The 24,667-nt window shown below is 64.5% G+C and carries 18 protein-coding genes and 4 pseudogenes; 15 read left to right on the forward strand and 7 right to left on the reverse strand.

Translation table 11 applies throughout. The annotated features are described in order from the left end of the window. Nucleotides 1-317: 317 nt before the first annotated feature. Entirely contained in the window at nucleotides 318-698 is a 381-nt protein-coding gene (locus ALC15_RS18465) for a hypothetical protein (protein ID WP_050628559.1), read from the forward strand. A gap of 139 nt (nucleotides 699-837) precedes the next feature. Here ALC15_RS18465 and ALC15_RS18470 read toward each other — a convergent pair. Continuing rightward, nucleotides 838-1,687, reverse strand: a pseudogene (locus ALC15_RS18470) (SDR family NAD(P)-dependent oxidoreductase). A 263-nt stretch (nucleotides 1,688-1,950) separates the two neighbouring features. Here ALC15_RS18470 and ALC15_RS18475 point away from each other — a divergent pair. Further along, nucleotides 1,951-3,446 (forward strand): annotated as a pseudogene (locus tag ALC15_RS18475) (aldehyde dehydrogenase family protein). A gap of 319 nt (nucleotides 3,447-3,765) precedes the next feature. Here the strand turns inward: ALC15_RS18475 and ALC15_RS18480 are convergent. Continuing rightward, nucleotides 3,766-4,149 (reverse strand): winged helix-turn-helix domain-containing protein, encoded by a 384-nt coding sequence (locus ALC15_RS18480; protein WP_050628477.1) that lies wholly within the window; start codon nucleotides 4,147-4,149, stop codon nucleotides 3,766-3,768. 100 nt (nucleotides 4,150-4,249) lie between these two features. On the opposite strand from ALC15_RS18480, the gene ALC15_RS18485 reads away from it, so the two are divergent. Both ALC15_RS18485 and ALC15_RS18490 read left to right on the forward strand, forming a co-directional pair. After that, a complete protein-coding gene (locus ALC15_RS18485; protein WP_050628478.1) occupies nucleotides 4,250-5,377 on the forward strand; it encodes an alkene reductase in 1,128 nt (375 codons plus the stop codon). Nucleotides 5,378-5,548: 171 nt separating this feature from the next. After that, the gene (locus ALC15_RS18490) at nucleotides 5,549-6,064 is read left to right on the forward strand and encodes a GFA family protein (protein WP_050628560.1); all 516 of its coding nucleotides are present in this window, start codon (nucleotides 5,549-5,551) and stop codon (nucleotides 6,062-6,064) included. Nucleotides 6,065-6,173: 109 nt separating this feature from the next. On the opposite strand, the gene ALC15_RS18495 is transcribed toward ALC15_RS18490, so the two are convergent. Then, nucleotides 6,174-7,658, reverse strand: a complete 1,485-nt coding sequence (locus ALC15_RS18495; RefSeq protein ID WP_050628479.1) for a hypothetical protein — start codon at nucleotides 7,656-7,658, stop codon at nucleotides 6,174-6,176. Nucleotides 7,659-7,952: 294 nt separating this feature from the next. On the opposite strand from ALC15_RS18495, the gene ALC15_RS18500 reads away from it, so the two are divergent. Further along, nucleotides 7,953-9,617 (forward strand): thiamine pyrophosphate-binding protein, encoded by a 1,665-nt coding sequence (locus ALC15_RS18500; RefSeq protein WP_050628480.1) that lies wholly within the window; start codon nucleotides 7,953-7,955, stop codon nucleotides 9,615-9,617. A 52-nt stretch (nucleotides 9,618-9,669) separates the two neighbouring features. Here the strand turns inward: ALC15_RS18500 and ALC15_RS18505 are convergent, their stop codons facing one another. Next, a complete protein-coding gene (locus ALC15_RS18505) occupies nucleotides 9,670-11,055 on the reverse strand; it encodes an LLM class flavin-dependent oxidoreductase (RefSeq protein WP_050628481.1) in 1,386 nt (461 codons plus the stop codon). 232 nt (nucleotides 11,056-11,287) lie between these two features. Between ALC15_RS18505 and ALC15_RS18510 the strand changes: the two genes are divergently transcribed. The 10 genes and pseudogenes from ALC15_RS18510 to ALC15_RS18555 all read left to right on the forward strand — a co-directional run bounded on the left by ALC15_RS18510 (nucleotide 11,288) and on the right by ALC15_RS18555 (nucleotide 21,006). Then, nucleotides 11,288-12,670, forward strand: coding sequence for a M20 family metallopeptidase (locus tag ALC15_RS18510; RefSeq protein WP_050628561.1), 1,383 nt, complete (start codon nucleotides 11,288-11,290; stop codon nucleotides 12,668-12,670). Nucleotides 12,671-12,794: 124 nt separating this feature from the next. Further along, nucleotides 12,795-14,045: an MFS transporter gene (locus ALC15_RS18515; protein WP_244486138.1), complete on the forward strand. Its 1,251-nt coding sequence runs from the start codon at nucleotides 12,795-12,797 to the stop codon at nucleotides 14,043-14,045. Between the two features lie 242 nt (nucleotides 14,046-14,287). Then, on the forward strand, nucleotides 14,288-15,136 hold the full coding sequence (locus tag ALC15_RS18520; RefSeq protein WP_094193955.1) for an IclR family transcriptional regulator: 849 nt from the start codon (nucleotides 14,288-14,290) through the stop codon (nucleotides 15,134-15,136). A gap of 187 nt (nucleotides 15,137-15,323) precedes the next feature. After that, a complete protein-coding gene (locus ALC15_RS18525) occupies nucleotides 15,324-15,740 on the forward strand; it encodes a hypothetical protein (protein WP_050628483.1) in 417 nt (138 codons plus the stop codon). Beyond that, a complete protein-coding gene (locus tag ALC15_RS18530) occupies nucleotides 15,737-16,585 on the forward strand; it encodes an alpha/beta fold hydrolase (protein ID WP_050628484.1) in 849 nt (282 codons plus the stop codon). The genes ALC15_RS18525 and ALC15_RS18530 overlap by 4 nt, the downstream gene beginning before the upstream one ends. A gap of 30 nt (nucleotides 16,586-16,615) precedes the next feature. Further along, nucleotides 16,616-17,527 carry an amino acid ABC transporter substrate-binding protein gene (locus ALC15_RS18535; RefSeq protein WP_050628485.1) on the forward strand — a complete coding sequence of 304 codons (912 nt, stop codon included), beginning with the start codon at nucleotides 16,616-16,618 and terminating at the stop codon, nucleotides 17,525-17,527. 183 nt (nucleotides 17,528-17,710) lie between these two features. Beyond that, a pseudogene (locus ALC15_RS18540) lies at nucleotides 17,711-18,441 on the forward strand (amino acid ABC transporter permease). Between the two features lie 2 nt (nucleotides 18,442-18,443). Next, entirely contained in the window at nucleotides 18,444-19,136 is a 693-nt protein-coding gene (locus ALC15_RS18545) for an amino acid ABC transporter permease (protein ID WP_050405694.1), read from the forward strand. Between the two features lie 68 nt (nucleotides 19,137-19,204). Then, nucleotides 19,205-19,936: an amino acid ABC transporter ATP-binding protein gene (locus ALC15_RS18550; protein ID WP_050628486.1), complete on the forward strand. Its 732-nt coding sequence runs from the start codon at nucleotides 19,205-19,207 to the stop codon at nucleotides 19,934-19,936. 203 nt (nucleotides 19,937-20,139) lie between these two features. Continuing rightward, nucleotides 20,140-21,006 (forward strand): D-amino-acid transaminase, encoded by an 867-nt coding sequence (locus ALC15_RS18555; RefSeq protein ID WP_050628487.1) that lies wholly within the window; start codon nucleotides 20,140-20,142, stop codon nucleotides 21,004-21,006. 70 nt (nucleotides 21,007-21,076) lie between these two features. Here the strand turns inward: ALC15_RS18555 and ALC15_RS18560 are convergent, their stop codons facing one another. The 3 genes and pseudogenes from ALC15_RS18560 to ALC15_RS18570 form a co-directional block, all read right to left on the reverse strand. Next, on the reverse strand, nucleotides 21,077-21,535 hold the full coding sequence (locus ALC15_RS18560; protein ID WP_050628488.1) for a carboxymuconolactone decarboxylase family protein: 459 nt from the start codon (nucleotides 21,533-21,535) through the stop codon (nucleotides 21,077-21,079). Between the two features lie 30 nt (nucleotides 21,536-21,565). Then, a pseudogene (locus ALC15_RS18565) lies at nucleotides 21,566-23,175 on the reverse strand (MDR family MFS transporter). Between the two features lie 339 nt (nucleotides 23,176-23,514). Beyond that, entirely contained in the window at nucleotides 23,515-24,663 is a 1,149-nt protein-coding gene (locus ALC15_RS18570; RefSeq protein ID WP_050628563.1) for an HlyD family secretion protein, read from the reverse strand. Nucleotides 24,664-24,667 lie beyond the last annotated feature (4 nt).

Here is a 24,667-nt window from a genome sequence, read left to right on the forward strand (position 1 = left end):
AACGGGCCCTTCGCGGACCTCGCTATATTCATCCGTATATCACGATTGCTGCAAGGAAGCCACGGCCATCCATGGCCCCGCCCTGCGGGGCAGAACCGGGCGATTTCTCCGGAAAATGGCAAAAGAAAATGCGGCTGACGTCCACGGTGATTTATTCGCGGTTGCCGGCCCAGCGTCAACGGGACGGGCGCGAGCTTCAATACATTCTAACGCCGCGGGCGACTGCGCCGGATCGGCCGCCGCTATATTTCAGGGCTGGACGCTGCGTGTCGCAGCGATATATTAGTTGGGATATAACGATGATCCGGAGTGCCGGCATGCAGATCGAAACCCAGGAGCTCACCACCTGCGAAGTCGCGCCTGACGGCTGCGCGATTTCGCTGGGCTTCGTGGACGGCAAGGGTGAACCCGCGACCATCCGGCTGTCGATCAACCAGGTCGGCGCGCTGGTCATGACCTTGCCCGGGCTGATCAGCAAGGCATTGCAGACCCGCTTCGGCGATCAGACCTTGCGCTACGCCTATCCGCTGGATTCATGGGTGATCGAGCAGTCGACCGATCCGGCCCAGGGCATGATGACGCTGAAGACCTCGGACGGTTTCAGCGTCTGCTTCTCGATCCCGCGCGCCCAGCAGAGCGAGCTCGGCGAAGCGCTGGTGGCGCCGCGGGTGACGCCGGTCCGCGTGCGGGCGAATTAATCCGGATGCGGTGATATCCATCCATCGTCATTCCGGGGCGCGCGCAGCGCGAGCCCGGAATCCATTAGGCCGCAGGCTTTGTGGCGCCGATGGATTCCGGGCTCAGCCCTTCGGGCTGACCCGGAATGACGAGAGCGTTTTATTTCCCCTTCACGAACGCGGCGAACGCATCGCCGTAATCCTTGTGCCAGCGCGACAGCGGCGGGCGGTTCTCGACGATGTCGCCGGCGGCCCACAGGATGCGGCGTTCGTCGAGCGCGCGCGGCACGTCGTTGTCGGGGCAGAGGATATAGAAATCGCCGGCTTCGAGCCGCTCGATCATGAAGTCGACGGTCTGTTCCGCGGTCCAGGCGCCGGCCGGCTTCTCGGTGCGGCCGCGCGCGGTCAGCCCGGTGAAGACGAAGCCCGGGATCAACAGATGCGCCGTCAACTTGCAGCCGTCGGTGTTGCGCAGCTCGTGCTGCAGCGCCTCGGTGAACGCCTTCACGCCGGCCTTGGAGACATTGTAGGCGGGATCGCCCGGCGGCGTCGTGATGCCCTGCTTGGAGCCGGTGTTGATGATCAGCCCCGGCCGGCCGCGCTTGATCATGTTGGGACGAGGCCTGGGTGCCGTTGATCACGCCCCACAGATTGACGCCAAGGATGCGCTGCCAATTGTCCGCGGGTCCGAACATCGCGCTGCCGGGCTGGATGCCGGCATTGTTCATCAGGACGTCGGTGCCGCCAAATTTCTTCGTGACGGCGGCTTCGAGGTTCGCGATCTCGTCGGCGCGGCTGACGTCGACGGCCGCGGTCATGATATCGGCCGCGCCGCCCGGCGCCACAGATGACAGTTTTGCCGCAGCCGCCTTCAGCCTGTCATCGCCGAGATCGGCGATGCAGACCTTCATGCCGGCCTGCGCAAACCGCGCTGCGGCAGCAAGCCCGATGCCGGATGCGCCTCCGGTGATCACGGCAACATGATTGGCTGATATCACGGGGTGGGGCATCGGTCGTCTCCGGACACATATGTGGCTGAGGTTAGCATAGCGTTTTCAAGCGAAGTGGTTCCCGGTTCGCGTGAAGAAAACGCGTCAAACAAGAGAACCCTTACCTAGCATATCGCGCGCACGACGCAGGCGCATGGGAGGTTTTCATGCGCGCCGCCCTCGACAACGCCGGCTCCGCTTTACGGTTTCGCGCCTGCGCTGTAGAATCGCCGATATAACGCTTCCAAAAGACCCCAGCCGACAATTTGACAGGGAGTGCAAACATGGCTGTTTCGCAGGCTATTCCGATCACGCGCCATCCTTATGCCGACGGCTCCTACAAGAAGATGCTGATCGACGGCAAATGGGTCGACGCCGCCTCCGGCAAGAAATTCGAAACCCACAATCCCGCCACCGGTGAATTGCTCGCGACCGTCGCCGAGGGCGATGCCGAGGACATCAACCGTGCGGTTGCCGCGGCGCGCCGCGCCTTCGAGGCCCGTGGAGCAAGGTGAAGCCGTTCGAGCGGCAGAACATGCTGCTCAAGCTCGCCGAACTGGTCGAAGCCAATTTCGAGGAATTGTCCCAGCTCGACACGCTCGACATGGGCGCGCCGATCAGCCGCACCCGCGGCAACCGGCTCCGCTCGCTCGGCATGCTGCGCTATTACGCAGGGCAGGCCACCGCGATCCACGGCGAGACCATCGAGAACTCGCTGCCCGGCGAGATCTTCTCCTATACGCTGAAGGAGCCGATCGGCGTGGTCGGCGCCATCATCCCCTGGAACGGACCGCTCACCGCCTCGATCTGGAAGATCGGTCCGGCGATCGCGACCGGTTGCACCGTGGTGCTCAAGCCGGCCGAGGAATCGCCGCTGACCTCGCTGCGCATCGGCGAGTTGTGCATGGAAGCCGGCATTCCGCCCGGCGTCGTCAACGTCGTGCCGGGCTATGGCGAGACCGCGGGTGCCGCGCTGGCCTCGCATCCCGATGTCGACAAGGTCGCCTTCACCGGCTCGCACGTGACGGGGCAGTCGATCATCCGCGCCTCGGCCGGCAACCTCAAGCGCGTCTCGCTCGAGCTTGGCGGCAAGTCGCCGGACATCGTGTTCGCCGACGCCGATCTCGACGCGGCGGTGCCGGGTGCTGCGATGGCGGTATTCGCCAATTCCGGCCAGATCTGCAGCGCCGGCACCCGGCTGTTCGTCGAGCAGAAGGTCTATGACGAATTCGTCGGCCGCGTCGCCGAGTTCGGCAAGAAGCTGCAGGTCGGCAACGGCCTCGATCCCAACACCCAGATCGGTCCGCTGGTGTCGCAGCAGCAGATGGACCGCGTCTCCGACTATCTCGACATCGGCCAGAAGGAAGGCGCCAAGGCGCTGGCCGGCGGCGGCCGCCTCACCGAGGGCGCGCTGTCGAAGGGCTATTTCGTGCAGCCGACGGTGTTTGCCAATGTGCAGGACAACATGCGCATTGCGCAGGAGGAGATCTTCGGCCCGGTGATCTCGGCGATCTCGTTCAAGGATCCGGACGAGCTGATCAAGCGCGCCAACGCCACCACCTTCGGCCTCGGCTCCGGTGTCTGGACCACCAATGTCAGCAAGGCGCACCAGGTCGCGAGAGCGCTGCGCGCCGGCTCGGTCTGGGTCAATTGCTACCAGGCGATGGATCCGGCGGTGCCGTTCGGCGGCTACAAGATGAGCGGCTACGGCCGCGAGTCCGGCAAGCAGCACGTCGAGGAATATCTCAACGTCAAGGCAGTCTGGATCAAGACGGGCTAGCGTCGCGAAGCAACTGCGCTCCCTCTCCTGCTTGCGGACAGTGCAATCGCATATGGCGTCTGCGGAGATAGTCCGCAGGCTCCCTTCGCCTCCCCCGCAAGCGGGAGAGGGAGCCGACCGCCGATGCAACTCGAATTCATATGCAATAGCGCTGCCCCTGCGGGTGAAGGGACGCTTTTGTGATATTTCGGAATATTAGAAATATGCCCCTGATTTGCCCGACACGTCAAGCTGCCGTGTCGAACGCCGGCCCCGCCGGCTCCTTTGCATGGGGTTGTTTTCGATATTTTCGTAACGCGTCCCTGCGACAGCCTTGCGTCTACCGCCCCGCGGCCTTCCTCGGCTTGCCGATGTCGCTGCGCAGGGCCTCGAGCTCCTTGCGCACGGCACTCGCCGCGTCGCGTTCGATCTTGCGGTAGCGCGCCACCAGGGAGAGACCGAACGGGGTCAGCACCGCGCCGCCGCCGTTCTTGCCGCCGGTCTGCCGCTCCACCGCGGCCTGCCGGCAGATGCGGTTGATCTCGTCGACCAGGTCCCAGGCGCGCTTGTAGCTCATGTCCATGGCGCGGCCGGCGGCCGAGATCGAGCCGCATTCCCTGATGTTTTCCAGCAGCAGGATCTTGCCCGGCCCAATCCGGTCCTCGGCATCGAGGTCGATGCGGACGCTCAGGGAGGGGAGCGATGAGGCGCTCGATTTCGACATGGGAGACCTTCTCTCGGCAACAGATTGCCACTACCTCCTTTCATGAACAAGATGAACCCGTTACATAACGGGAAATCGCAAAAGAATATTTGGGGTAGGCATGACTTCTTCGTCGCTGTTTTCGCCGCTCAAGGTCGGTCCCTATGAGCTGAAGCACCGTGTCGTGATGGCGCCGCTGACGCGGATGCGGGCGGCGCGGCCGAGCCTCGCGCCGCGGCCGATGAACGCGGAATATTATGCGCAGCGCGCGACGCCGGGCGGCCTGCTGATCGCGGAAGCCTCGCCCGTCGTCGCCACCGGCTTCGGCAATCCCGGCGTTCCCGGCATCTACAGCGAGGCGCAGATCGCGGGTTGGCGCGAGGTGGTCGATGCCGTGCACGCCAAGGGCGGCTTGATCTTCCTGCAACTCTGGCACGTCGGCCGCGTCTCGCATTCCTCGTTCCAGCCTGACGGTGCGCTGCCCGTGGCGCCGTCGGCCGTCGCGATCTCCGCCGAGTTCAAGTGCATGACGGCGGACGGCAAGGTCGTCGAGTACGAGACGCCGCGTGCGCTCGAGACCGCCGAGGTCGCACTGATGGTGGAGGCTTACAGGCAGGGCGCGAAGAACGCGCTCGCCGCCGGCTTCGACGGCGTCGAGATCCATGGCGCCAATGGCTATCTGATCGAGCAGTTCCTGCAATCGAAGAGCAATGTGCGGACCGATCAGTATGGCGGCTCGATCGAGAACCGCGTCAGCTTCCTGCTGGAGGTGACGCAGGCGGTGACCGAGGTGTGGGGCGCCAACCGTGTCGGCGTGCGGCTTTCGCCCTACGGCATTGCCAATGGCAGCGGCGAGGCCGATCCGATGCCGCTCTACAGCCACGCCATCAAGGCACTGGACAAGTTCGGGCTCGCCTATCTGCATTTCATCGAGCCGCGTGCCTCGGGCACCGGCCGTGCCGACGTCGACTGGCAGAACGTGCCGTCCGCGATGGTGCTGTACCGGCCGATGTGGAGCGGCGTGCTCATCACCGCCGGCAATTTCGTGGGCGACAGCGCAGAGCGCGCACTTGCCGAGGGCCATGCCGATGCGATCGCGTTCGGCCGCTATTTCATCTCCAACCCGGATCTGCCGCGCCGCCTGCAGCGCGGCTATCCGCTGACCAAGTACAACCGCGCCACCTTCTATGCCGGCGAGGAGAAGGGCTACACGGACTATCCCGTGCACGACGAGCTGGCGCAGGCGTAAGTCTTTAGCAGGCCTCGTAGCCCGGATTTCGCTGCACTGCATCCGGGCTACAATGCCTCCATCTTCGTCATTGCGAGCGAAGCGAAGCAATCCATATCTCCGGTATGCGGAGAGATGGATTGCGTCGTCACTTCGCTCCTCGCAATGACGCCGAGCAATGGAGCGCCTCCGATGCTTCCGGACGACGAATTCGAGCCGACCAAGAAGCCAAGGCCCGTGGCGCTGGCGAAGCCCGCGGCGGGGCAATGTTTGTGCGGCAAGGTGCGGTTCGAGATCGACGTGCCTGCGCGCTGGGCCTGGCACGATCACACCGCCGCCAGCCGCCGTGCGCATGGCGCGGTCTATGCGACCTATGTCGGCAGCTGGAAGAAGCGCTTCCGCATCACGCAGGGCGAAAGCGAGCTGTCGCGTTACGAGGATGCGAAGAGCAAGACCGCGCGCAGCTTCTGCGCCAATTGCGGCACGCCGATCATCTATGAGCGCGCGCGGTCGCCGCACATGGTCAACATCCCGCGCGCGCTGTTCTCGGGGCGCACCGGCCGGCAGCCGCTCTACCACATTGCGATCGAGGAATTGCAGGAATGGGCCTACACCGGCGAGCCGCTGGTGCCGCTGAAGGGCTATCCCGGCGTGGTCTGGCAGCGGTCGAAAAAGAAGAAGCGCAGTGAGCGCGAGGGGATGTTCTGATGCATGATCCGGAAAAGTGCGAAGCGGTTTTCCGAAAAGATCATGCACAAACAAGCGACGCGAACAGCGCTCGTCAGCTTCCGGGCGGGGCGGTCGCACCAACGCCGCGTCAGTGCTTCACGTAGATGACCTCGTCCGTTCCGGCGTATTCCTCGGTCCATCCCCTCTTGTCGACGAGGAACCTCTTCAGAGGTTCATGCGCCTTCACCCAGAGCACCGTATCGATCTTGTACTTGTCGAGCACGGCATCCCAGGCGGTCTCGTCGATCTCCCATTTGATCAGGCTGAAATAGTCGCGCAAGAGCTCGTCGGGATAGGCGGTGGCGGACCGGCCGTCGATGAACACGGGCACCGTACCGCGCGTGTAGAAGATCAGGAGTCCGCCGACGTTCCAGTGGTTCAGGAGCCGTGCATGCGGAAAATGCGTTTGAAGATAGCGCGCATCCTGTTCCGACAGCAGCTGTGGAAGCGCGAGCGCCGGTTTGACGTATATCAGGGTCAGCGGCAGCGCGCACATTCCAACGATGCCGGCCACCAGCAACGAGCTCTGCACCTTGAGCTCATTCAGCTGCTTGGGCAGCAGCCGGTCCAGGTGCAGCGCCAGCGGCACCGCCGCGAACATGAAGAAGAACGACATGTATCTGTATTGATAGAATCCCAACAGCAGGAACAGCCAGGCCAGCAGTCGCGACTCCAGAGGAGCGGTCGAAGCCGCCGGATGGCGGAGCTCGAACGCAACGAACATGGCGACATAGACGATACCGGGAACGCTTCCCGGCATGGTGAAGTTCGCAGCATAAGACCACCACTCGGTGATGTGCGCCTGTGCAAAATGGCCCAGCGTGGTCGCGACGCCGTTGTAGATGTGCCAGCCGAGAGGATTGACGAGGATGGCGACAAGGCAGCCGGCCGCTGCGAAGCTGTAGATCCTAAGGCCTGCCCAGTCTCGCTTGAGCACGGACACCGCGCCGAAAAAACCGATGAGGAGTAGCCCGAGCATGAAGCCGCCATGCAGATTGGCCCAAAGCACCATCATCACGGGCAGCAGGAACCATCGGGTTCGTTTCAAGCACTCCGCGTAGAAGATGACGCAGAACACCATGGTGGGGGTGTTTGGCGACGCCGAGAGATAGGAGTTCGGGGCTGTCGCAAAAGCCGGGTAAAGCAGGCAGGCGGTCAGAACGGAAATACCGACCGCGAGCGCCGAGGCGCCGCTGCCGAGGCAGATCGATGTGAGATATCCGGCGATCACCGCGCCACATGCAACGACCGCCAATGTGAGGCCGGTGTATCCCGTGTATTGAAACACCACGCTGGCGATCACGTCCCAAAGCCAGGAGAGATTATACCATTGCCTGTTGCCGAGGGTGAATGACCACGGATCCTGGAACGGGACGCTGCCGCGTTCTCTGATCAGGTCTCCGGCGGCGAGGTGCCATCCGAGGTCGAGGTGGCCAAGCAGAAGCGGCCCGTTTGCCAGGTAGTACACCGATGAGAACGCGATCACGAAGAGATAGATTCCCGGCTTCGCGAGCTTGATCGTTCCTGGTCCTCTCTCAAGCCTGGTGCCGTTCCAAGCCGCCAGCGCGTCCATGAATCAGTCCTGCGATCGAAGCGGGGCCTGCGGGCTTTCGGCCTGCCTGGTGGAGACAAACAACCGCCGCTTTAGGACACTCTCGCTAAAGTAGCGTTAATCTCGGCGGCGCAATTCGACGCTGCCCGCCGAGGGAGTTTCCCGGAACTCGCGATCATCATGGTGCTCGCATGGGTACGCCAGGCGCGCGCCTGCGGAATGCGGCCATGACCGGCCGCTCGATTGCTCCCAAAGCGCAAGTTTGGTCATCTCTTTCGGTGCCGTCGGCCAACGTGCTGGCAGGCTGGAGGGAACATGAAGAATCGCATCACCGGCCGCTCGGCATTCTTGGCATTGCTGAAGGATGAAGGCGTCACCCATCTGTTCGGCAATCCCGGCACCACCGAGCTGCCGATCATGCATGCGCTCAAGGACCATCCCGATCTCACCTATGTGATGGCGATGCAGGAGAGCCTGGTCGTCGCGATGGCCGATGGCTTCAGCCGCGCCTCCGGCAAGCTCGTTGCCTGCAACGTCCATGTCGCGCCCGGCCTCGGCAATGCGATGGGCTCGCTCTACAACGCGAGCTTCACCGGTACGCCGCTGATCCTCACCGCCGGCCAGCAGGAGCAGGGCCACGGCTTGACCGAGCCGGTGCTGTTCGGTCCGCTGGTGCAGATGGCCACTCCCCTGGTGAAATGGGCGGTCGAGGTGACGCGGCTGGAAGATCTGCCGCGCATCGTGCGCCGCGCCGCCAAGATCGCGACCACGCCGCCCACCGGGCCGGTGTTCATCTCGCTGCCCGGCGACATCCTCAACGCTGAAGCCGGCATCGAGCTCGGCCGCTCTACCCGGGTCGACACCCGCGTCCGGCCGTCGGAGGATTCGCTGAAAGCACTGGCCGCGCGCATCCTCAAGGCGGAGCGTCCGGTGATCGTCGTCGGCGACGAGATCGTCAAGAGCGATGCGCTGCGCGAAGCCGCCGACCTCGCCGAGACGCTGGGCTGCCCGGCCTGGCAATCGTCGACGCCCTATGGCGCGCATTTCCTGTCGGAAAGCCCGAGCTTCATGGGCGCGATCGCGCGGCTGCAGAAGGTCGCGCGCGACGTGCTGGCGCCGCATGATCTTTTGATCGCGCTCGGCGGCGATCCCTTGCGGATGTCGGTCTACAGCGAGGTCGATCCGCTGCCGGACGGGCTCTCGATCGTGCAGGTCGGGCTGGTCGACAGCGACCTCGCCCGCAACTATGGCGCCGAGATCGCGGTCAAGGCCGACGTCAAGGAAACGCTGCGTGCGCTGGTCCCGGCATTGAAGGAGCTCGGCGGCAGCGCGCTGGAGACGCGCGCGAAGCAGGGGCTTGCGGCGCTCGCATCGAAGAACTGGGCGGCGAAGCGCAGGGCGCTGGTCGAGCAGATCTCCAAGGCGAGCCAGACTTCGCCGATCGATCCGGACTGGCTCGCGTTGCAGGTCGTGGAAGCGATGCCCGACAATGCGATCCTGGTCGACGAGGGCCTGACCTCGTCGCGCCAGATCATCGCGCTGCGCGCGCATCGCGACCGCTATGGTTATCACGCGCTGGCTTCCGGTGGTATCGGCTGGGGTCTGCCGGCCGCGGTCGGCGCCAGCCTCGCCAATCCGCAGCGCCCGGTAGTGTGCTATTCCGGCGACGGCTCGTCGATGTATTCGATCCAGTCGTTGTGGACCGCAGCTAACCACAAGCTGCCGCTCAACTTCGTCATCGTGAACAATGGCGGCTATCGCATCATCAAACAGCGCCTGCTCGCCTTCCATGGCGACGACAACTACGTCGGCATGGACTTCATCGATCCGCCCGTCGATTTCACCGGCATCGCGCGCTCGCTCGGGCTCGAGGCGATCAAGGTGACGGATCCGCGGGAGCTGAAGGCCACGCTGAAATCCGCGTTCAGCCGCCCGGGTGCGAAGCTGATCGAAGTGGTGGTTAGCAACTCGGTGAATTAGTTGGGACGTCATTTCCGGGGTCGGTCCTGCGGACCGCCCGGAATGACGGCGTCTACCCCGCCGCAGCGCTCCGCTTCACGCGATACCGGCTTGCCGGATGCGTGTCGTCGACCTTGGCGCGCCCGGCGCCGAACAGCTTCTCGCGCAAGGTGCCCTTGGCATAGTCCTGCTTGTAGCGCCCGCGCTTGACGAGCTCCGGCACCAGCATGTCGGCGATGTCTTCGAAGTCGCCGGGCGAGATCGCGAACGCGACATTGAGGCCATCGACATCGGTGTCCTCGAACCATTGCTCGATCTTGTCGGCGACCTGCTCGGGCGTTCCGACGACCACGGGGCCAGCGCCGCCGATGCCGACATGCTCGGCGACCTCGCGCACGGTCCAGACCCGGTCGGGATCGGCGCGGGTGACATTGTCCATCGCGGAGCGGCCGGCATCGTTCTGCACGTGCCGCACCTCCTGGTCGAGCGAATAGGTCGAGAAGTCCACCCCGGTCCAACCCGACATCAGCGCCAGCGCGCCTTCGTGGCTGATATGGCTGCGGTACTCCGCGTACTTCGCCTTGGCCTCGGCCTCGGTCGGCGCCACGACGATGCACATCATCGAGAACATCAGGATCTCGGCTGCGTTGCGGCCCTTCGCTGCCGCGAGTTCGCGGATCGCCGACACCCGCGGGCCGATCACCTTGGCTGACGGGCCCGACATGAACACGCATTCGGCGTGCTCGGCGGCGAATTGCCGGCCGCGTGGCGAGGTGCCGGCCTGATAGAGCACCGGCGTGCGCTGAGGCGACGGCTCCGACAGATGGATCGCGTTGAGCCGGTAGTTGGCGCCCTCGTGCTGCACACGGTGCACCTTCGACGGATCCGTGAAGATGCCGCGCGCGACGTCGCGGATCGCAGCGTCGTCCTCCCAGCTGCCTTCCCAGAGCTTGTAGACCAGCTCCATATATTCGTCAGCGAGCTCGTAGCGGTCGTCATGCGCGGTCTGCTTGTCCTTGCCGGCGCCGCGCGCCGCCGAATCGAGATAGCCGGTCACCACGTTCCAGCCGACGCGGCCATTGGTCAGGTGGTCGAGCGTCGACATCCGCCGGGCGAACGGGTAGGGCGGCTCGAACGAGAGATTGCTGGTGACGCCGAAGCCGAGATTTTCGGTCACCGCGGCCATCGCGGGGATCAGCATCAGCGGTTCGTTGGCCGGGGTCTGCGCCGCGTTGCGCAGCGCCGCATCCGGATTGCCGGCATAGACGTCGTAGACCCCGAGCACGTCGGCGAGGAACAGTCCGTCGAACCGGCCGCGCTCCAGCGTCTTTGCGAGGTCGGTCCAGTAGGACAGCTTGTTGTAGTCCTTGGTACGGTCGCGCGGATGGGTCCATAGCCCCGGCGACTGATGCGCCACGCAGTTCATGGCAAAGGCGTTGAGCCGGATTTGCTTTGTCATTGTCGAGAACCTTGGTCGAAACCTTGAGCGCCGCTTCGATTGCTGCCCGGTTGGGCGTCCCGCATCAAATTGGTGCGACTTCCCACGTTTTGGCAAGGCCCCTTCGCGATTCACACCCTTCCGGTGGCGGGCCGATCCCGATAGGTTGCCGGCCTCCAGAAGCATGATCCGGATGTGCGACGCAGCGATCCGACGGGATCATGCCAAGACGCGACCGGACGAAGGAACAATCATGGCGACACGGGAAGACGCAATCGCAAACGTGCGAGAGCATTTTCAATCGGGACAGTTCCTGAAGGAGCTGGATCGCAGGGTCGGCTACCAGACCGAGAGCCTGAATGCCGACAAGGCCGACGCGTTGCGCGCCTATCTGGTGGAGAATTTGCAGCCGGCCTTCGCCGAGCTCGATTTCAAGACCAGGCTGATCGAATCGCCGACCGGCCGCGGCCCCTATCTGATTGCCGACTACCAGGAAGATGCCGCGCGGCCGACCGTGCTGACCTACGGCCATGGCGACGTCGTCGACGGCATGGTCGGCGAATGGCGCGACGGGCTCAATCCCTGGCAGATCACGGTCAGGGGCGATCGCGCCTATGGCCGCGGTACCGCCGACAACAAGGGCCAGCATTCGATCAACATGGCCGCGCTCCGTGCGGTGAAGCAGGCGCGCGGCGGCAAGCTCGGCTTCAACGCCAAGTTCATCATCGAGACCGGCGAGGAAATCGGCTCGCCCGACCTGCGCGAGGTCTGCGAGGCGCATCGCGAGGAGCTGAAGGCCGATCTGTTCATTGCCTCGGATGGGCCACGGCTGTCGGTGGAACGTCCCACCATCTTCCTCGGCTGCCGCGGCGGCAACCGCATCCATCTCGACGTCAATCTGCGCGAAGGCGGCAACCATTCCGGCAACTGGGGCGGCGTGCTGGCCAATCCCGCGACCATCCTGGCCAATGCGATCGCGAGCCTGGTCGACGGTAAGGGCCGCATGAAGCTCGATATCCTCAAACCGCCGCCGATCTCGAACCGCGTCCGCGCTGCGCTCGCCGACGTCGAGATCAAGCCGACAGCGGACGAGCCTCAGCTTGCGGAAGATTGGGGCGAGGAGGGCCTGACCGCAGCCGAGCGGCTCTATGCCTGGAACACGCTGGAAGTGCTGGCGATGTCGGCGGGCAATATCGACAAGCCCGCCAACGCGATTCCCGGCAAGGCGAATGCGGTGCTGCAGCTCCGCTTCGTGGTCGGCACGAAATATCTCGAAGTGATCGATGGGGTCCGCGACTACCTGCACAAGAACGGCTTCCCGATGGTCGAGGTCTCCGGCGCGCAGCGCTTCGGCGCCTCGCGCACCGACATGGACAGCCCGTGGATCGACTGGGCCGCGAACTCGATCCGCACCACCACCGGCAAGGCGCCTGCGGTGCTGCCGAACTTCGGCGGCTCGCTGCCGAACGACGTGTTCTCCGAAGGCCTCGGCCTGCCGACGATCTGGGTGCCGCATTCCTACCCGGGCTGCTCGCAGCACGCGCCGGACGAGCACATCCTGCTGCCGGTGACCGAGGAGGCGCTGACCATCATGGCCGGCCTGTTCTGGGACCTCGGCGAGACGCCGCGCAAGTGACGCACGACTGGATGGCTCCCTCACCCCGCGCTTGCGGGGAGAGGAGAAGAGAAGCAGCGAGAAAGCCTGAGTTCGCCAAGGAATCTAGATGACGCTATCGACGCCGATTAACTCTCAGGCCGACGTGACGACCAAGAAAAACATCACCCGCCTGATCGTCGCGACCTCGATTGGCAATGCGCTCGAATGGTACGACATCTCGGTCTACGCCTATTTCGCGGTCTACCTCTCCAAGGCGTTCTTCCCGGCCAATGATCCGACCACCTCGCTGCTGCTGACCTTCGGCAGCTTCGGCCTGTCGTTCCTGATCCGCCCGATCGGCGGCGTCGTGCTCGGCGCCTATGCCGACCGTCACGGCCGCAAGGCCTCGCTGATGCTGTCGATCGTGTTGATGACGTTCGGCACGCTGGTGCTGGCGCTGATGCCGACCTTTGAGACCATCGGCATCCTGGCGCCGATCGCGGTGATGCTGGCGCGGCTGGTGCAGGGCTTTTCCGCCGGCGGCGAGTTCGGCTCCTCGACCGCGTTCCTCGTCGAGCACATGCCGGAGCGGCGCGGTTTTGTCGCCAGCTGGCAGTTCGCGAGCCAAGGCGTCAGCGGCCTGCTCGGCGCGGGGTTTGGTGCGCTCCTGACCTCGCTGATGAGCCCGGAGGACCTGCAATCCTGGGGCTGGCGGCTGCCGTTCCTGTTCGGCGTGCTGATCGGCCCGGTCGGCATCTATATCCGCAACCATGTCGACGATGCCACCCCGCCGCCTGCGGCGGGACAACAGGACTCGCCGGTCAAGGAAGTGTTCGCGCGGCAGATGCTCCCCACGATCCTTGCGATCGGCGCGCTCGCGGTCTCGACCGCCGTCAACTATCTGATCGTCTACATGCCGACCTATGTGGTGAAGACGCTCAACCTCGCGCCATCGATCGGCTTCACCGCCGCATTCGCTGCGCAGACCGCGGTCGCGCTGCTGGCGCCGATCGCAGGCTTCGTCTCCGACAAGATCGGACGCACCACGCACATGATCCTGTTTGCGCTGCTGCTGCTGGTGTCGATCTTCCCGGCCTTCCTGCTGCTCACGGGCAAGCCGACGCCTGCGATCATCCTGCTCGGCGTGCTCTGGCTCGGCGTGCTCAAGGCGCTGTATTACGGGCCGCTGGCCGCGCTGATGTCGGAGCTGTTTCCGCCGGCGACGCGCGCGACCGGCCTCGGCCTGAGCTACAATATCGGCGTCACGCTGTTCGGCGGCATGGGGCCGGCGATCATGACCTGGATGGGAAGCTTTGCGCTGATCGGCGAGCTTGCGCCGGGCTATTATCTCACCGCGGTCTGCATCCTCAGCCTTGCTGCACTCTTCACGATCCGCAGGCTGCGGCTCGCATGATCCGGAAAAGTGCGAAGCGGCTTTTCGAGATGATCATGCGCAAACCGTACCTGATTTCGTGAAACGAAATTCGAATATCCAGATTGTTGCAAAGCAGCGTAGATAGTCGAAATCAAAGTTTCATCTGACGAAAGTATACGGTGTGCGGCGCGCGTCATCCGTCTTAGGATGCCGCCGCCGGGCGCGTTGCTTCATCGTGCCCGCTTCACGATCTTGGAATTGAAGGCAAGGAAGGCCAGGGCATGAACGCCTCCACGACTGCGACCGCACGGACCAGCCGCAAGAGGCCATCACCGGATCCGGGCCAACCCGACAAGTTCAACGCAATCCAGAAGGTCTGCGCGATCCTGCGCGTGCTCGCGCAGCGCTCGCCGTTGCGGCTGACCGACATCGCCGACACCACCTCGCTCAACAAGGCGACCGCGCTGCGCATCCTCAATTCGCTGATCGAGGAAGGTTTTGTCTCCAGGGTCACCGGTGCCAAGACCTATGAGCTCGGCCAGGAGGCGCGGGTGATGGCGGTCGGCGCGCGCCGCTCGGTCGACATCGCGGAGCTGGCGCAGCCGAGCCTGTTGCGGCTGTCGGAGCGCTCGGCGGACACGGCGCTGTTGTCGGTACGATCCGGCGTCGAGGCGCTGTATCTGGCGCGCTCGGTCGGCAGCCACCCGTTGCAGCCGAATTATCTGCAGATCGGCAGCCGCCGTCCGCTCGGTGTCGGCGCCGGCGCGCTGGCGCTGCTGGTCTGGCTGCCGGACGCCGAGATCGAGGCCGTGATCGAGGTGATCGTGCCGCGGCTGGCGAAATCGCCGCGCATCACGCCAAAATTCCTGCGCGAGCGGATCGCGGTGGCGCGCAAGGCCGGCCACACCGTGCTGCTCGACGCTGCGTTCCCCGGCATGGGCGGCGTCGGCGTTCCGGTCCGCGATGATGCCGGCGAGGTGGTCGCTGCGCTGTCGATCGGCGCCGCCACCGACCGCATCCGCCGCCGCGAGGGCGAACTCGCCGACATGCTGAAGAAGGAAGCCCAGGTGCTTGCCCGCGCGATGGCACAGGCGCCGAAGAACGGGCGGTCCGCAAAGGTCACGAGCTGACCGGATCGGGCGTCGGGATTTGGCAGTTCCTGGCAGCAGGAATTCGGCTGTTCCAGCCCGCGCACTGACCGGGCGGGTCGGTTTAATCAAGCGATTAATCTGAGGAACCCAAGGGTGTCAGCGGCTTGCGAGAACGGGCGGTTGCCGTCATCATGGCCGCGCTCGCCGAGGAAACCTGCCCAACAACATGACGCTATCGCCTGACGCCACCGACGACGCTGTGACGACGGCGTTTGCCGGCCTTCCCGCATTGCTCGACCGGGCGCCTCGGCTGGTCTCGCGCGGGCGGCTGCTCGATTGCGACTGCCTGATCGGCCCGATGGCGCGGCCATCTCATGCCGTGATCCGCGCTGGGCGCATCGTCGAGCTGGTGCCTGCGCCAGTCCTAATGCGCTCGTGGCGTTTCGCCTATCGCGCGACGCCGCAGGCCTGGGCCGCCTACTGGCAGGCCGAGCCGAAACCCGGCTGGCACGACCTGCTGGCGCTGACCAAGCGCGGCGAGGCTGTGCTGGAGGGTGACCTGCATCCCTTCATGGCGCATCTGCAATACTTCAAGGACCTGCTGGCGCTGCCGCGGCAGCATTTCGCGGCGACCGCCTCATGAACGGCTACATCGAGCCGATGGTCGGCCGCTACGTTCACGTCGAGATCGGCGGCGAGCTGCACCGCATTTATTTCGAGGAGAACGGCACGGGCATCCCGCTGGTCTGCCTGCACACCGCGGGATCCGACGCGCGGCAGTGGCGGCATCTGCTCGCGGACGCGCAATTTGCCGAAAATTTCCGCATCATTGCCTTCGATATGCCCTGGCATGGCAAGTCGAATCCGCCGATGAGCTGGACCGGCGATGAATACCAACTCACCACCGCGCGCTATACCGAAACGATCCGCGCCTTCTGCCGCGCGCTGCGGTTGGAGAAGCCGGTCGTGATGGGCTGCTCGATCGGCGGCCGCATCGTTCTCAACCTTGCGATCGAACATGCCGCCGAGTTCCGCGCATTGATCGGGCTCGAGGCCGCCGATTTCCAGGCGCCGTGGTATGACACCGACTGGCTCAATCGTCCGGACGTCCATGGCGGCGAAGTCTGCGCGGCGCTGGTGTCGGGGCTGATTGCGCCACAGAGCCCCGAAGCGGCGCGGATGGAAACGCTGTGGGGCTACAAGCAGGGCGGCCCCGGCGTGTTCAAGGGCGACCTGTATTTCTACCGTGTCGATGGCGACCTGCGCGGCCGCGTCGCGTCAATCGATACTAAAGTATGCAAGCTCTATCTGCTCACGGGCGAGTATGATTTCTCCTGCACGCCTGAGGACACGAGGCGGACGGCAGCGGCTATAGGGGGCGCCAGCGTCACGATCATGGAGCATCTCGGTCATTTTCCAATGAGCGAGAATCCCGGACAGTTTCGCCGCTACATCGCACCCGTCCTCGCCGACATTCTCACGCAGTAAATCGACCGTTTTCACGCAAGGAGTAGACGTATGACACGCAAATATCTCATCGGCTTCGCGCTCGCCGCCGCGCTCGGCGCGAGCCAGGCGCAGGCCGAGGAGCTGACCGGAACGCTGAAGAACATCAAGGACACCGGCGCGATCACGCTCGGCTACCGCGATTCCTCGATTCCGTTCTCCTACCTCGACGACAACCAGAAGCCCGTCGGCTACGCCATGGACATCTGCTACAAGATCGTCGATGCGATCAAGAAGGAGCTCAAGCTCGACAAGCTCGAGGTCAAGCTCAACCCGGTCACCTCGGCGACGCGCATTCCGCTGATGGCCAACGGCACCGTCGACCTCGAATGCGGCTCGACCACCAACAATGCCGAGCGCCAGAAGCAAGTCTGGTTCACCAACACCCACTTCCTGACCGCCAGCCGCTACGTCTTCAAGAAGTCGAGCGGGCTCAAGTCGATCGACGACCTGAAGGGCAAGTCGGTGGTCTCGACCGCCGGTACCACCAACATCAAGCAGCTCACCGAAGCCAATGTCGCGCGCGGCCTCGGCGCCAACATCATTCCGGCCAAGGATCACGCCGAAGCCTTCCTGATGGTCGAGACCGACCGCGCGGTCGCTTTCGTGATGGACGACATCCTGCTCGCCAGCCTCGTCGCCGGTTCGAAGTCGCCGGGCGACTACGTCATCTCCAAGGATGCGTTCTCCAAGCCGGAACCTTACGGCATCATGCTGCGCAAGGATGACGCGCCGTTCAAGAAGGTCGTCGACGCCGCCACCGCGGCGCTCTACACCAGCGGCGAAGGCGAGAAGATCTACGACAAGTGGTTCATGCAGAAGATTCCGCCGAAGGGCCTGACCCTCAATGTCGAGCTCGGGCCGGAGCTGAAGCACGAGTTCGCCAAGCCGTCGGACTCGCCGGATCCGGATTCGTACAAGTAAGCTGCCGAGACCTCATGGTTCGAGGCGGCGCAAAGCGCCGCCCCGCCAGGGGGACCAAAGAACCAAGCGTGTCCGGCCATTTTTGGAGGAGAATGGCCGGACATTTGCATATCGTCGGCGCATCGCGTTTGGATGCGCAGACGTTGCCGTTGAGCGTGACCGGCGCGGCCGCGTGGGGGACCCGTGAACTATAATTGGAACTGGCACATCTTTCTCGAGCCGAACCCGATGGGGACCGGCACCTATCTCGACCTGTTGCTGTCGGGACTGGTGGTCACCATCAAGGTGTCGGTGCTCGCCTGGATCATCGCGCTGGCGTCCGGCTCGGTGATCGGCGTGCTGCGCACGCTGCCGTCGCGGACGGCGTCATGGATCGGCTTCTGCTGGGTCGAGTTCTTCCGCAACATGCCGCTGCTGGTGCAGCTGTTCCTGTGGTTCTTCGTGCTGCCCGAGCTGCTGCCGAGGTCCGCCGGGCTGTGGCTGAAGCAGTTGCCGAACGCGCCGTTCTGGACCGCCGCGATCGGCGTCGGCCTGTTCATGTCGGCGCGTGTCGCCGTGCAGTTGCAGGCCGGCATCACCTCGCTGCCGCGCGGCCAGAAGCAGGCCTCGACCGCGCTCGGCCTCACCACGGTGCAGACCTATCGCTATGTGCTGCTGCCGATGGCATTCCGCATCATCCTGCCGCCGCTGACCTCCGAATTCCTCAACACCATCAAGAACAGCGCGGTCGCCATCACCATCGGCTTGATCGAGCTGACGGGCGAGGCGCGCTCGATGCAGGAGTTCTCGTTCCAGGTGTTCGAGCCTTCACGGCGGCGACCGTGCTCTATCTCCTCCTCAATTTCGTCGTGGTCACCGCGATGCGCTTCCTCGAGCGCTATGTCGCGATCCCCGGCTACATCACGGGCAAATAACGATGCTCGGCAATTTCGATTTCGACGTCATCCGCCGCGCGCTGCCCTATCTTTTCTTCGAGGGCATGCGCTTCACGTTGACCCTGACGGCGCTCGCCGCGTTCGGCGGCCTGGTGTTCGGCACCCTGATCGCCTTGATGCGGTTGTCGAGCTACAAGTGGCTCGGGCGCATCGCCGGCTTCTATGTCGACTTCATCCGCTCGCTGCCGCTGGTGCTGGTGATCTTCTGGTTCTACTTTCTGGTGCCCTATATCGGACAGTGGCTGACCGGCGCGTCGCGGCCGATCACGGTCGGCGCCTTCGCCTCCTCGCTGATCACCTTCATCGCATTCGAGGCGGCCTATTTCTCCGAGATCATGCGCGCCGGCATCCAGTCGATCTCGAAGGGCCAGCCGGCCGCGGCCAGCGCGCTCGGCCTGACCTACGCGCAGTCGATGCGCTACGTCGTGCTGCCGCAGGCGTTCCGCAACATGCTGCCGGTGCTGCTGACGCAAACCATCGTGCTGTTCCAGGACACCTCGCTGGTCTACGTGCTGTCGATCCCGGACTTCCTCGGCGCCGCCAGCAAGGTCGCGCAGCGCGACGGCCGTCTGGTCGAAATGTACCTGTTCGCCGCGCTGGTCTACTTCGTCATTTCCTGTGTCGCGTCGTTCGGCGTCCGCCGCCTGCAGTCGCGCATTGCCATTGTTCGCTAAGGCATGACCCGGAAAAGTGGGAACCGGTTTTCCGATAAGGTCATGCCTAAACAAAAAGCTGAGCCATCATGATCGAGATCAATCACGTCAATAAATGGTACGGGCCGACCTTCCAGGTGCTGAAGGACTGCACCACCAGCGTCGCCAAGGGCGAGGTGGTGGTGGTCTGCGGCCCGTCCGGCTCGGGCAAGTCGACGCTGATCAAATGCGTCAACGCGCTGGAGCCGATCCAGGGTGGCGACATCACGCTCGACGGCGTCAAGGTCAACGATCCCAAGACCGACCTGCCGAAGCTGCGCTCGCGCGTCGGCATGGTGTTCCAGCACTTCGAGCTGTTCCCGCATCTGCGGATCATCGACAATCTCTGCCTCGCGCAGGAGAAGGTCTTGGGCCGCAAGCATAGCGACGCCATGGCCAAGGGCATGAAGCTTTTGGAGCGCGTCGGGCTGAAGGATCATGCCAAGAAGTATCCCGCCGAGCTGTCAGGCGGTCAGCAGCAGCGCGTCGCGATCGCCCGGGCGCTGGCGATGGACCCGATCGCGATGCTGTTCGACGAGCCGACCTCGGCGCTCGATCCAGAGATGATCAGCGAGGTGCTCGACGTCATGGTCGACCTCGCCCGCGAAGGCATGACCATGATGGTGGTGACCCACGAAATGGGCTTTGCCAACAAGGTCGCCGACCGCGTCATCTTCATGGACCGCGGCGAGATCGTCGAGGACGCCAAGAAGGCCGACTTCTTCGGGACGCCGCGCAGCGACCGCGCGCAGAAGTTCTTGTCGAAGATCCTGCAGCATTAGGGCAGGACCTTTCCCCTCGTCATTCCGGGGCGCGCGTAGCGCGAGCCCGGTATCCATTGGGCCGCATCGCCGGTTGTGAAATGGATTCCGGGCTCGCGCCAAGTGGCGCGCCCCGGAATGACGGCGCGGAAGGGTTTTCCCCCGTTAACAATTTGCGTATAGGAAGGCCTGAAACTTCGCCTTCCGTCCGCAGGAGAACTCGCGTGGAAAAGATCGCTTACGTCAACGGCTCGTACGTGCCGCATTCCGAGGCCAAGGTCTCGGTGTTCGACCGCGGATTCCTGTTCGCCGACGGGATCTACGAGGTGGCGGCGGTGCTCGAGGGCAAGCTGATCGACAACGCCTCGCATCTGGCCAGGCTGAAGCGCTCGGTTGGCGAGATCCAGCTGGCGCTGCCGGAGACGCTGGAGCGGATCGAGGAGATCCAGAAGGAGCTGGTCAAGCGCAACGACCTGGTCAACGGCATGGTCTATCTCGAGGTCACCCGCGGCGCCGACTCGGGACGTGACTTCGCCTTCCCGAAGGCGGAGGCGAACGTCAAGCCGACCCTCGTGATGTTCACCTCGGAAAAGGACATCATCAACGCGCCCTCGGCCAAGACCGGCATCAACGTCATCACGGTGCCGGACATCCGTTGGGAGCGGCGCGACATCAAGAGCGTGGCGCTGTTGGCGCAGGTGCTGGCCAAGCAGGCCGCGGCTGCGGCCGGCGCCGGCGAAGCCTGGATGATCGAAGACGGCAAGGTCACCGAGGGCGGTTCGTCCTCGTCCTTCATCGTCACCCAGGACGATGTCATCGTGACCCGGCACAACGGCAACGAGATCCTGCCCGGCTGCACCCGCAAGGCGGTGGTCAAGCTCGCCGAGGAGCGCCAGCTCCGCATCGAGGAGCGCGCCTTCACGGTCGCGGAAGCGCTTGCCGCCAAGGAAGCCTTCATCACCAGCGCCTCGGTGTTCGTGCAGGGCGTGGTCGCGATCGACGGCAAGACCGTGGGCAGCGGCAAGGTCGGCCCGATCACCGACCGCCTGCGCGAGATCTACGTCGAGTTCGCGAAGGCGACCGCGGTTTAGCGCGGGACCCTCCGCTTGTCATTCCGGGGCGCGCCGCTTGGCGCGAGCCCGGAATGACGGCGGGAGGAATCTACGCCGCCACTTTCACCTTCACCGGGTGCACTGCGCGGAAGCCGATCGCGATCCGGTTCCACGCGTTGATGGCGCCGATCAGCGTGGTCAGGTTGACCAGCTCGCTATCCGAAAACTCGGCACGCACCGCCTCGTAGTCGGCGTCAGGTGCGTGCGTTTCCGACACCAGCGTCAATGCCTCGGTCCAGGCCAGCGCCGCGCGCTCGCGCTCGGAGTAGAGCGGCGACTCGCGCCAGGCGTTGAGCAGATAGAGCCGCTGCTCGGTCTCGCCATGCTTGCGGGCGTCCTCGGTGTGCATGTTGATGCAGTAGGCGCAGCCGTTGATCTGGGAGGCGCGGGTCTTGACCAACTCGATCAGCGACTGCTCGAGGCCGCTCGCGCTGATCTGGCTCTCCACGGCTACCAGCGCTTTGATCGTCTCGGGGGCAGCCTGATAGAAGTTCATCCGGGGTTTCATGGTCGTTCTCCTTGGTTGGGTCTGGGATTGCTAGTGTGCGCCGCCGCCGCCAGCGAACTGGCCCGGTTTCTTCAGGACCAGGGTCGCGACCAGCGCGATGATCAGCGCCACGCCGAGCAGATAGAAGGTGTCGCTGAAGGCCAGGATGTAGGCCTGCTTCTGCACGACCTTGCCGATCGCGGCGGTCGCGCGATGAGCGGCTTCGGCCTGGTCGGCGACGCCGTGGTTCATGAAATACTGCGTCAGCTGCGCGATCCGGTTGCGGGTTGCCTCCTCCAGCAGCGAGACCGACTGCATCAGCACGTTGGAATGATACTGCTCGCGCTTGGTCAGCAGTGTCTGCAGCGCGGCGATGCCGATCGCGCCGCCGAGGTTGCGCATCATGTTGAACAGCGCTGACGCCGATCCGGCGTTCTCCGCTTCGATTCCGGCCGTTGCAACCGCCGACAGCGGAGCGAAGGCAAGCGCCTGACCGACGGCACGGACGACGTTCGGCCAAAGCAGCTGATCGGCGGCATAGTCGTTGGTCATGTAGATGTTCATGAAGTTGGAGCCGGCGAACAGTGCAAATCCGACACCGATGACGATGCGGGGGTCGAAGCGCTGCATCAGTTTCGGCACCAGCGGGATCAGTACGAGCTGGGGCAGGCCGGTCCATGCCAGCACCATGCCGATCTGCTCGGAGTTGTAGCCCTGGATGCGCGCCAGATACTGCGGCAGGATGAACACCGAGCCATACAGCGCAATGCCCATCAGGAAGTTCGCCAGCATGCCGAAGCCGAAATTGCGGCGGGCGAGCAGGCGCAGATTGAGCAGCGGCTTCTCGACGGTGAATTCGACGATCAGGAAGGCGACCAGCGCGACGGCCGCGATGACAGACAGGCGGACGATGAAGGGCGAGCCGAACCAGTCGTCCTTGTTGCCTTCTTCCAGCACGGTCTGCAGCGCGGCGAGGCCGATCGCCATGGAGATGATGCCGAGCCAGTCGCCCTGGCGCAGCAACGACAGCTTCATCGGGCTCGGCTCGAGCGAGACGAACAGCATCGCGATCATCACGCGCCGGGCACCAGGTTGACGTAGAAGATGTACTGCCAGCCCCAGTTCTCGGTGAGATAGCCGCCGATGGTCGGGCCGATCGCGGGAGCGAACGTCGCCGACAGCGCGAACAGCGCAAGCCCGATCGGCTGCTTTGCCTTTGGCAGCAGCGTGATGATCAGCGTGAACGCCATCGGGATCAGCACGCCGCCGGTGAAGCCCTGCACGGCCCGCAACGCGATCATCTGCGGCAGGTCCTGCGCCAGCGCGCAGGCCGCCGAGAACACCAGGAACAGGAGCGCGTTGGTGAGCAGATAGATGCGCACCGAGAACACCCGCGCGAGCCAGCCGGAGAGCGGGATCACCACGATCTCGGCGATCAGATAGGAGGTCGAGATCCAGCCGCCATCGTCGATGCCGGCGCCGATGCCGCCCTGAATGTCGGCGAGCGAGGCGTTGACGATCTGGATGTTGAGCACCGCCATGAACGCCCCGAGCGTGGCGCCGATCACCGCGATCCAGGTCCTGGTCGGGACCGCCGGTGTTGCAGGCGCGGCGGGGTTGGGAATGGGGACGGCGTTAGCTGTGGGCTGAAGTGTGGTCATCGGGGTCGTCCTTACTGGCCCCCACAACATGTATTAGGCGGCCGGTTTCGATAATCCGGGAAGGAGTGGAAGGATTGTCCGGCAGAGGTTGATAATCGGGATGCCTAGCGCCTCCGGCATTCGTGGCGGCCAGCAGCTCGACACGATGGCTGATCTCAGCCCTGTCGATAGGTGAGGTGAGCACGCTGGATTGGCTCCCTCCTCCGGAAGGGGGAGGGAGCCCTGCCGTCGGCGGCTGCGGCACGAAGGAGAAGCGAGCAGGATGGAGAACACAAAAAACGCGATCGACCACCGTTGCGGTGATCGATCGCGTCAAGCTAGTTGAAGAAGTGCTTTGCGCTAACCGCCGTTTGCCCGCATCGCCGACGCCAGCCGCCGCTTCTCCTCGCGCTCGGCCAGCACCGTCGCCTTGGTGTTGACGGTCGGGATCGCCGACATGCCCGGCCGCAGCAGGCCGGTCAGGCTGTGATCGTCGAGCACGATCTTGACCGGCACGCGCTGCACGATCTTGGTGAAGTTGCCGGTGGCGTTGTCGGGCGGCAGCAGCGCGAATTCGAGGCCGCTCGCCGGCGACAGGCTGTCGACATGGCCCTTCAGCGTGGTGCCGTGGAAACTGTCGACGGTGAGCTCGACCGGCTGGCCGTTGCGCACATGGGTCAGCTGCGTCTCCTTGAAATTGGCGACTACATAGACCGCATCCAGCGGCACCACCGCCATCAGCTGGGTGCCGGCCTGCACATATTGTCCGACGCGCAGCGTGCGGGCGCCGACCGTGCCGTCGACCGGCGCGGTGATCCCCGCGTAGGACAGGTTCAACTCGGCCTGCTGCTTGACCGCACGGGCGCGGTCGACCTGCGCCACCGCCTGAGCACGCTGCGTGGTCAGCACGTCGACCTTGCGCTGCGCCGCCGACAGCGCCGACTTCGCATGCTGCAATTGCGCCGTGTTGGCGCGCAACGCCGCGTCGGTCTGCTGCGCGCGTTGAATGGTGCCGGAGCCGGATTTCATCAGCCCGTCGTAGCGGGTTTGCTCCTCCTGGGCGAATTTCAGATTGGCCTCGGCGGCGGTGACGTCGGCGGTGCCCTGGTCGATGATCGGCTGCTGCAATTCGAGCTGCGCATCGAGGTTGCGCACCGCGGCTTCCGCGGCGTTCACGTCGGCCTTGGCCTGGCCGAGCGCGGTGCGGTAGTCGCGGTCGTCGATTTGAGCCAGCAGCTGGCCGGCCTTCACCGGCTGGTTGTCGGTGACCAGCACCTGGGCGATGTAGCCCGACACCTTCGGCGCGATGATGGTGGAGTCCGCCTTCACATAGGCGTCGTCGGTAGACTCCAGATAACGGCCGGTGGTGAAGTAGTCGTAGCCGAAGTCACTGGCGACGGCGATGCCGAGCAGGGCGGCGAGTCCGAGGCTCACCCGCTTGACCGTCTGCCGCGACGGGCGGAGACCGATTTTGGTTGCTTCTTCAGGGGGATAGGTGGTGGTCGACATGGTC

Source organism: Bradyrhizobium viridifuturi, assembly GCF_001238275.1.
GTDB classification, from domain to species: domain Bacteria; phylum Pseudomonadota; class Alphaproteobacteria; order Rhizobiales; family Xanthobacteraceae; genus Bradyrhizobium; species Bradyrhizobium viridifuturi.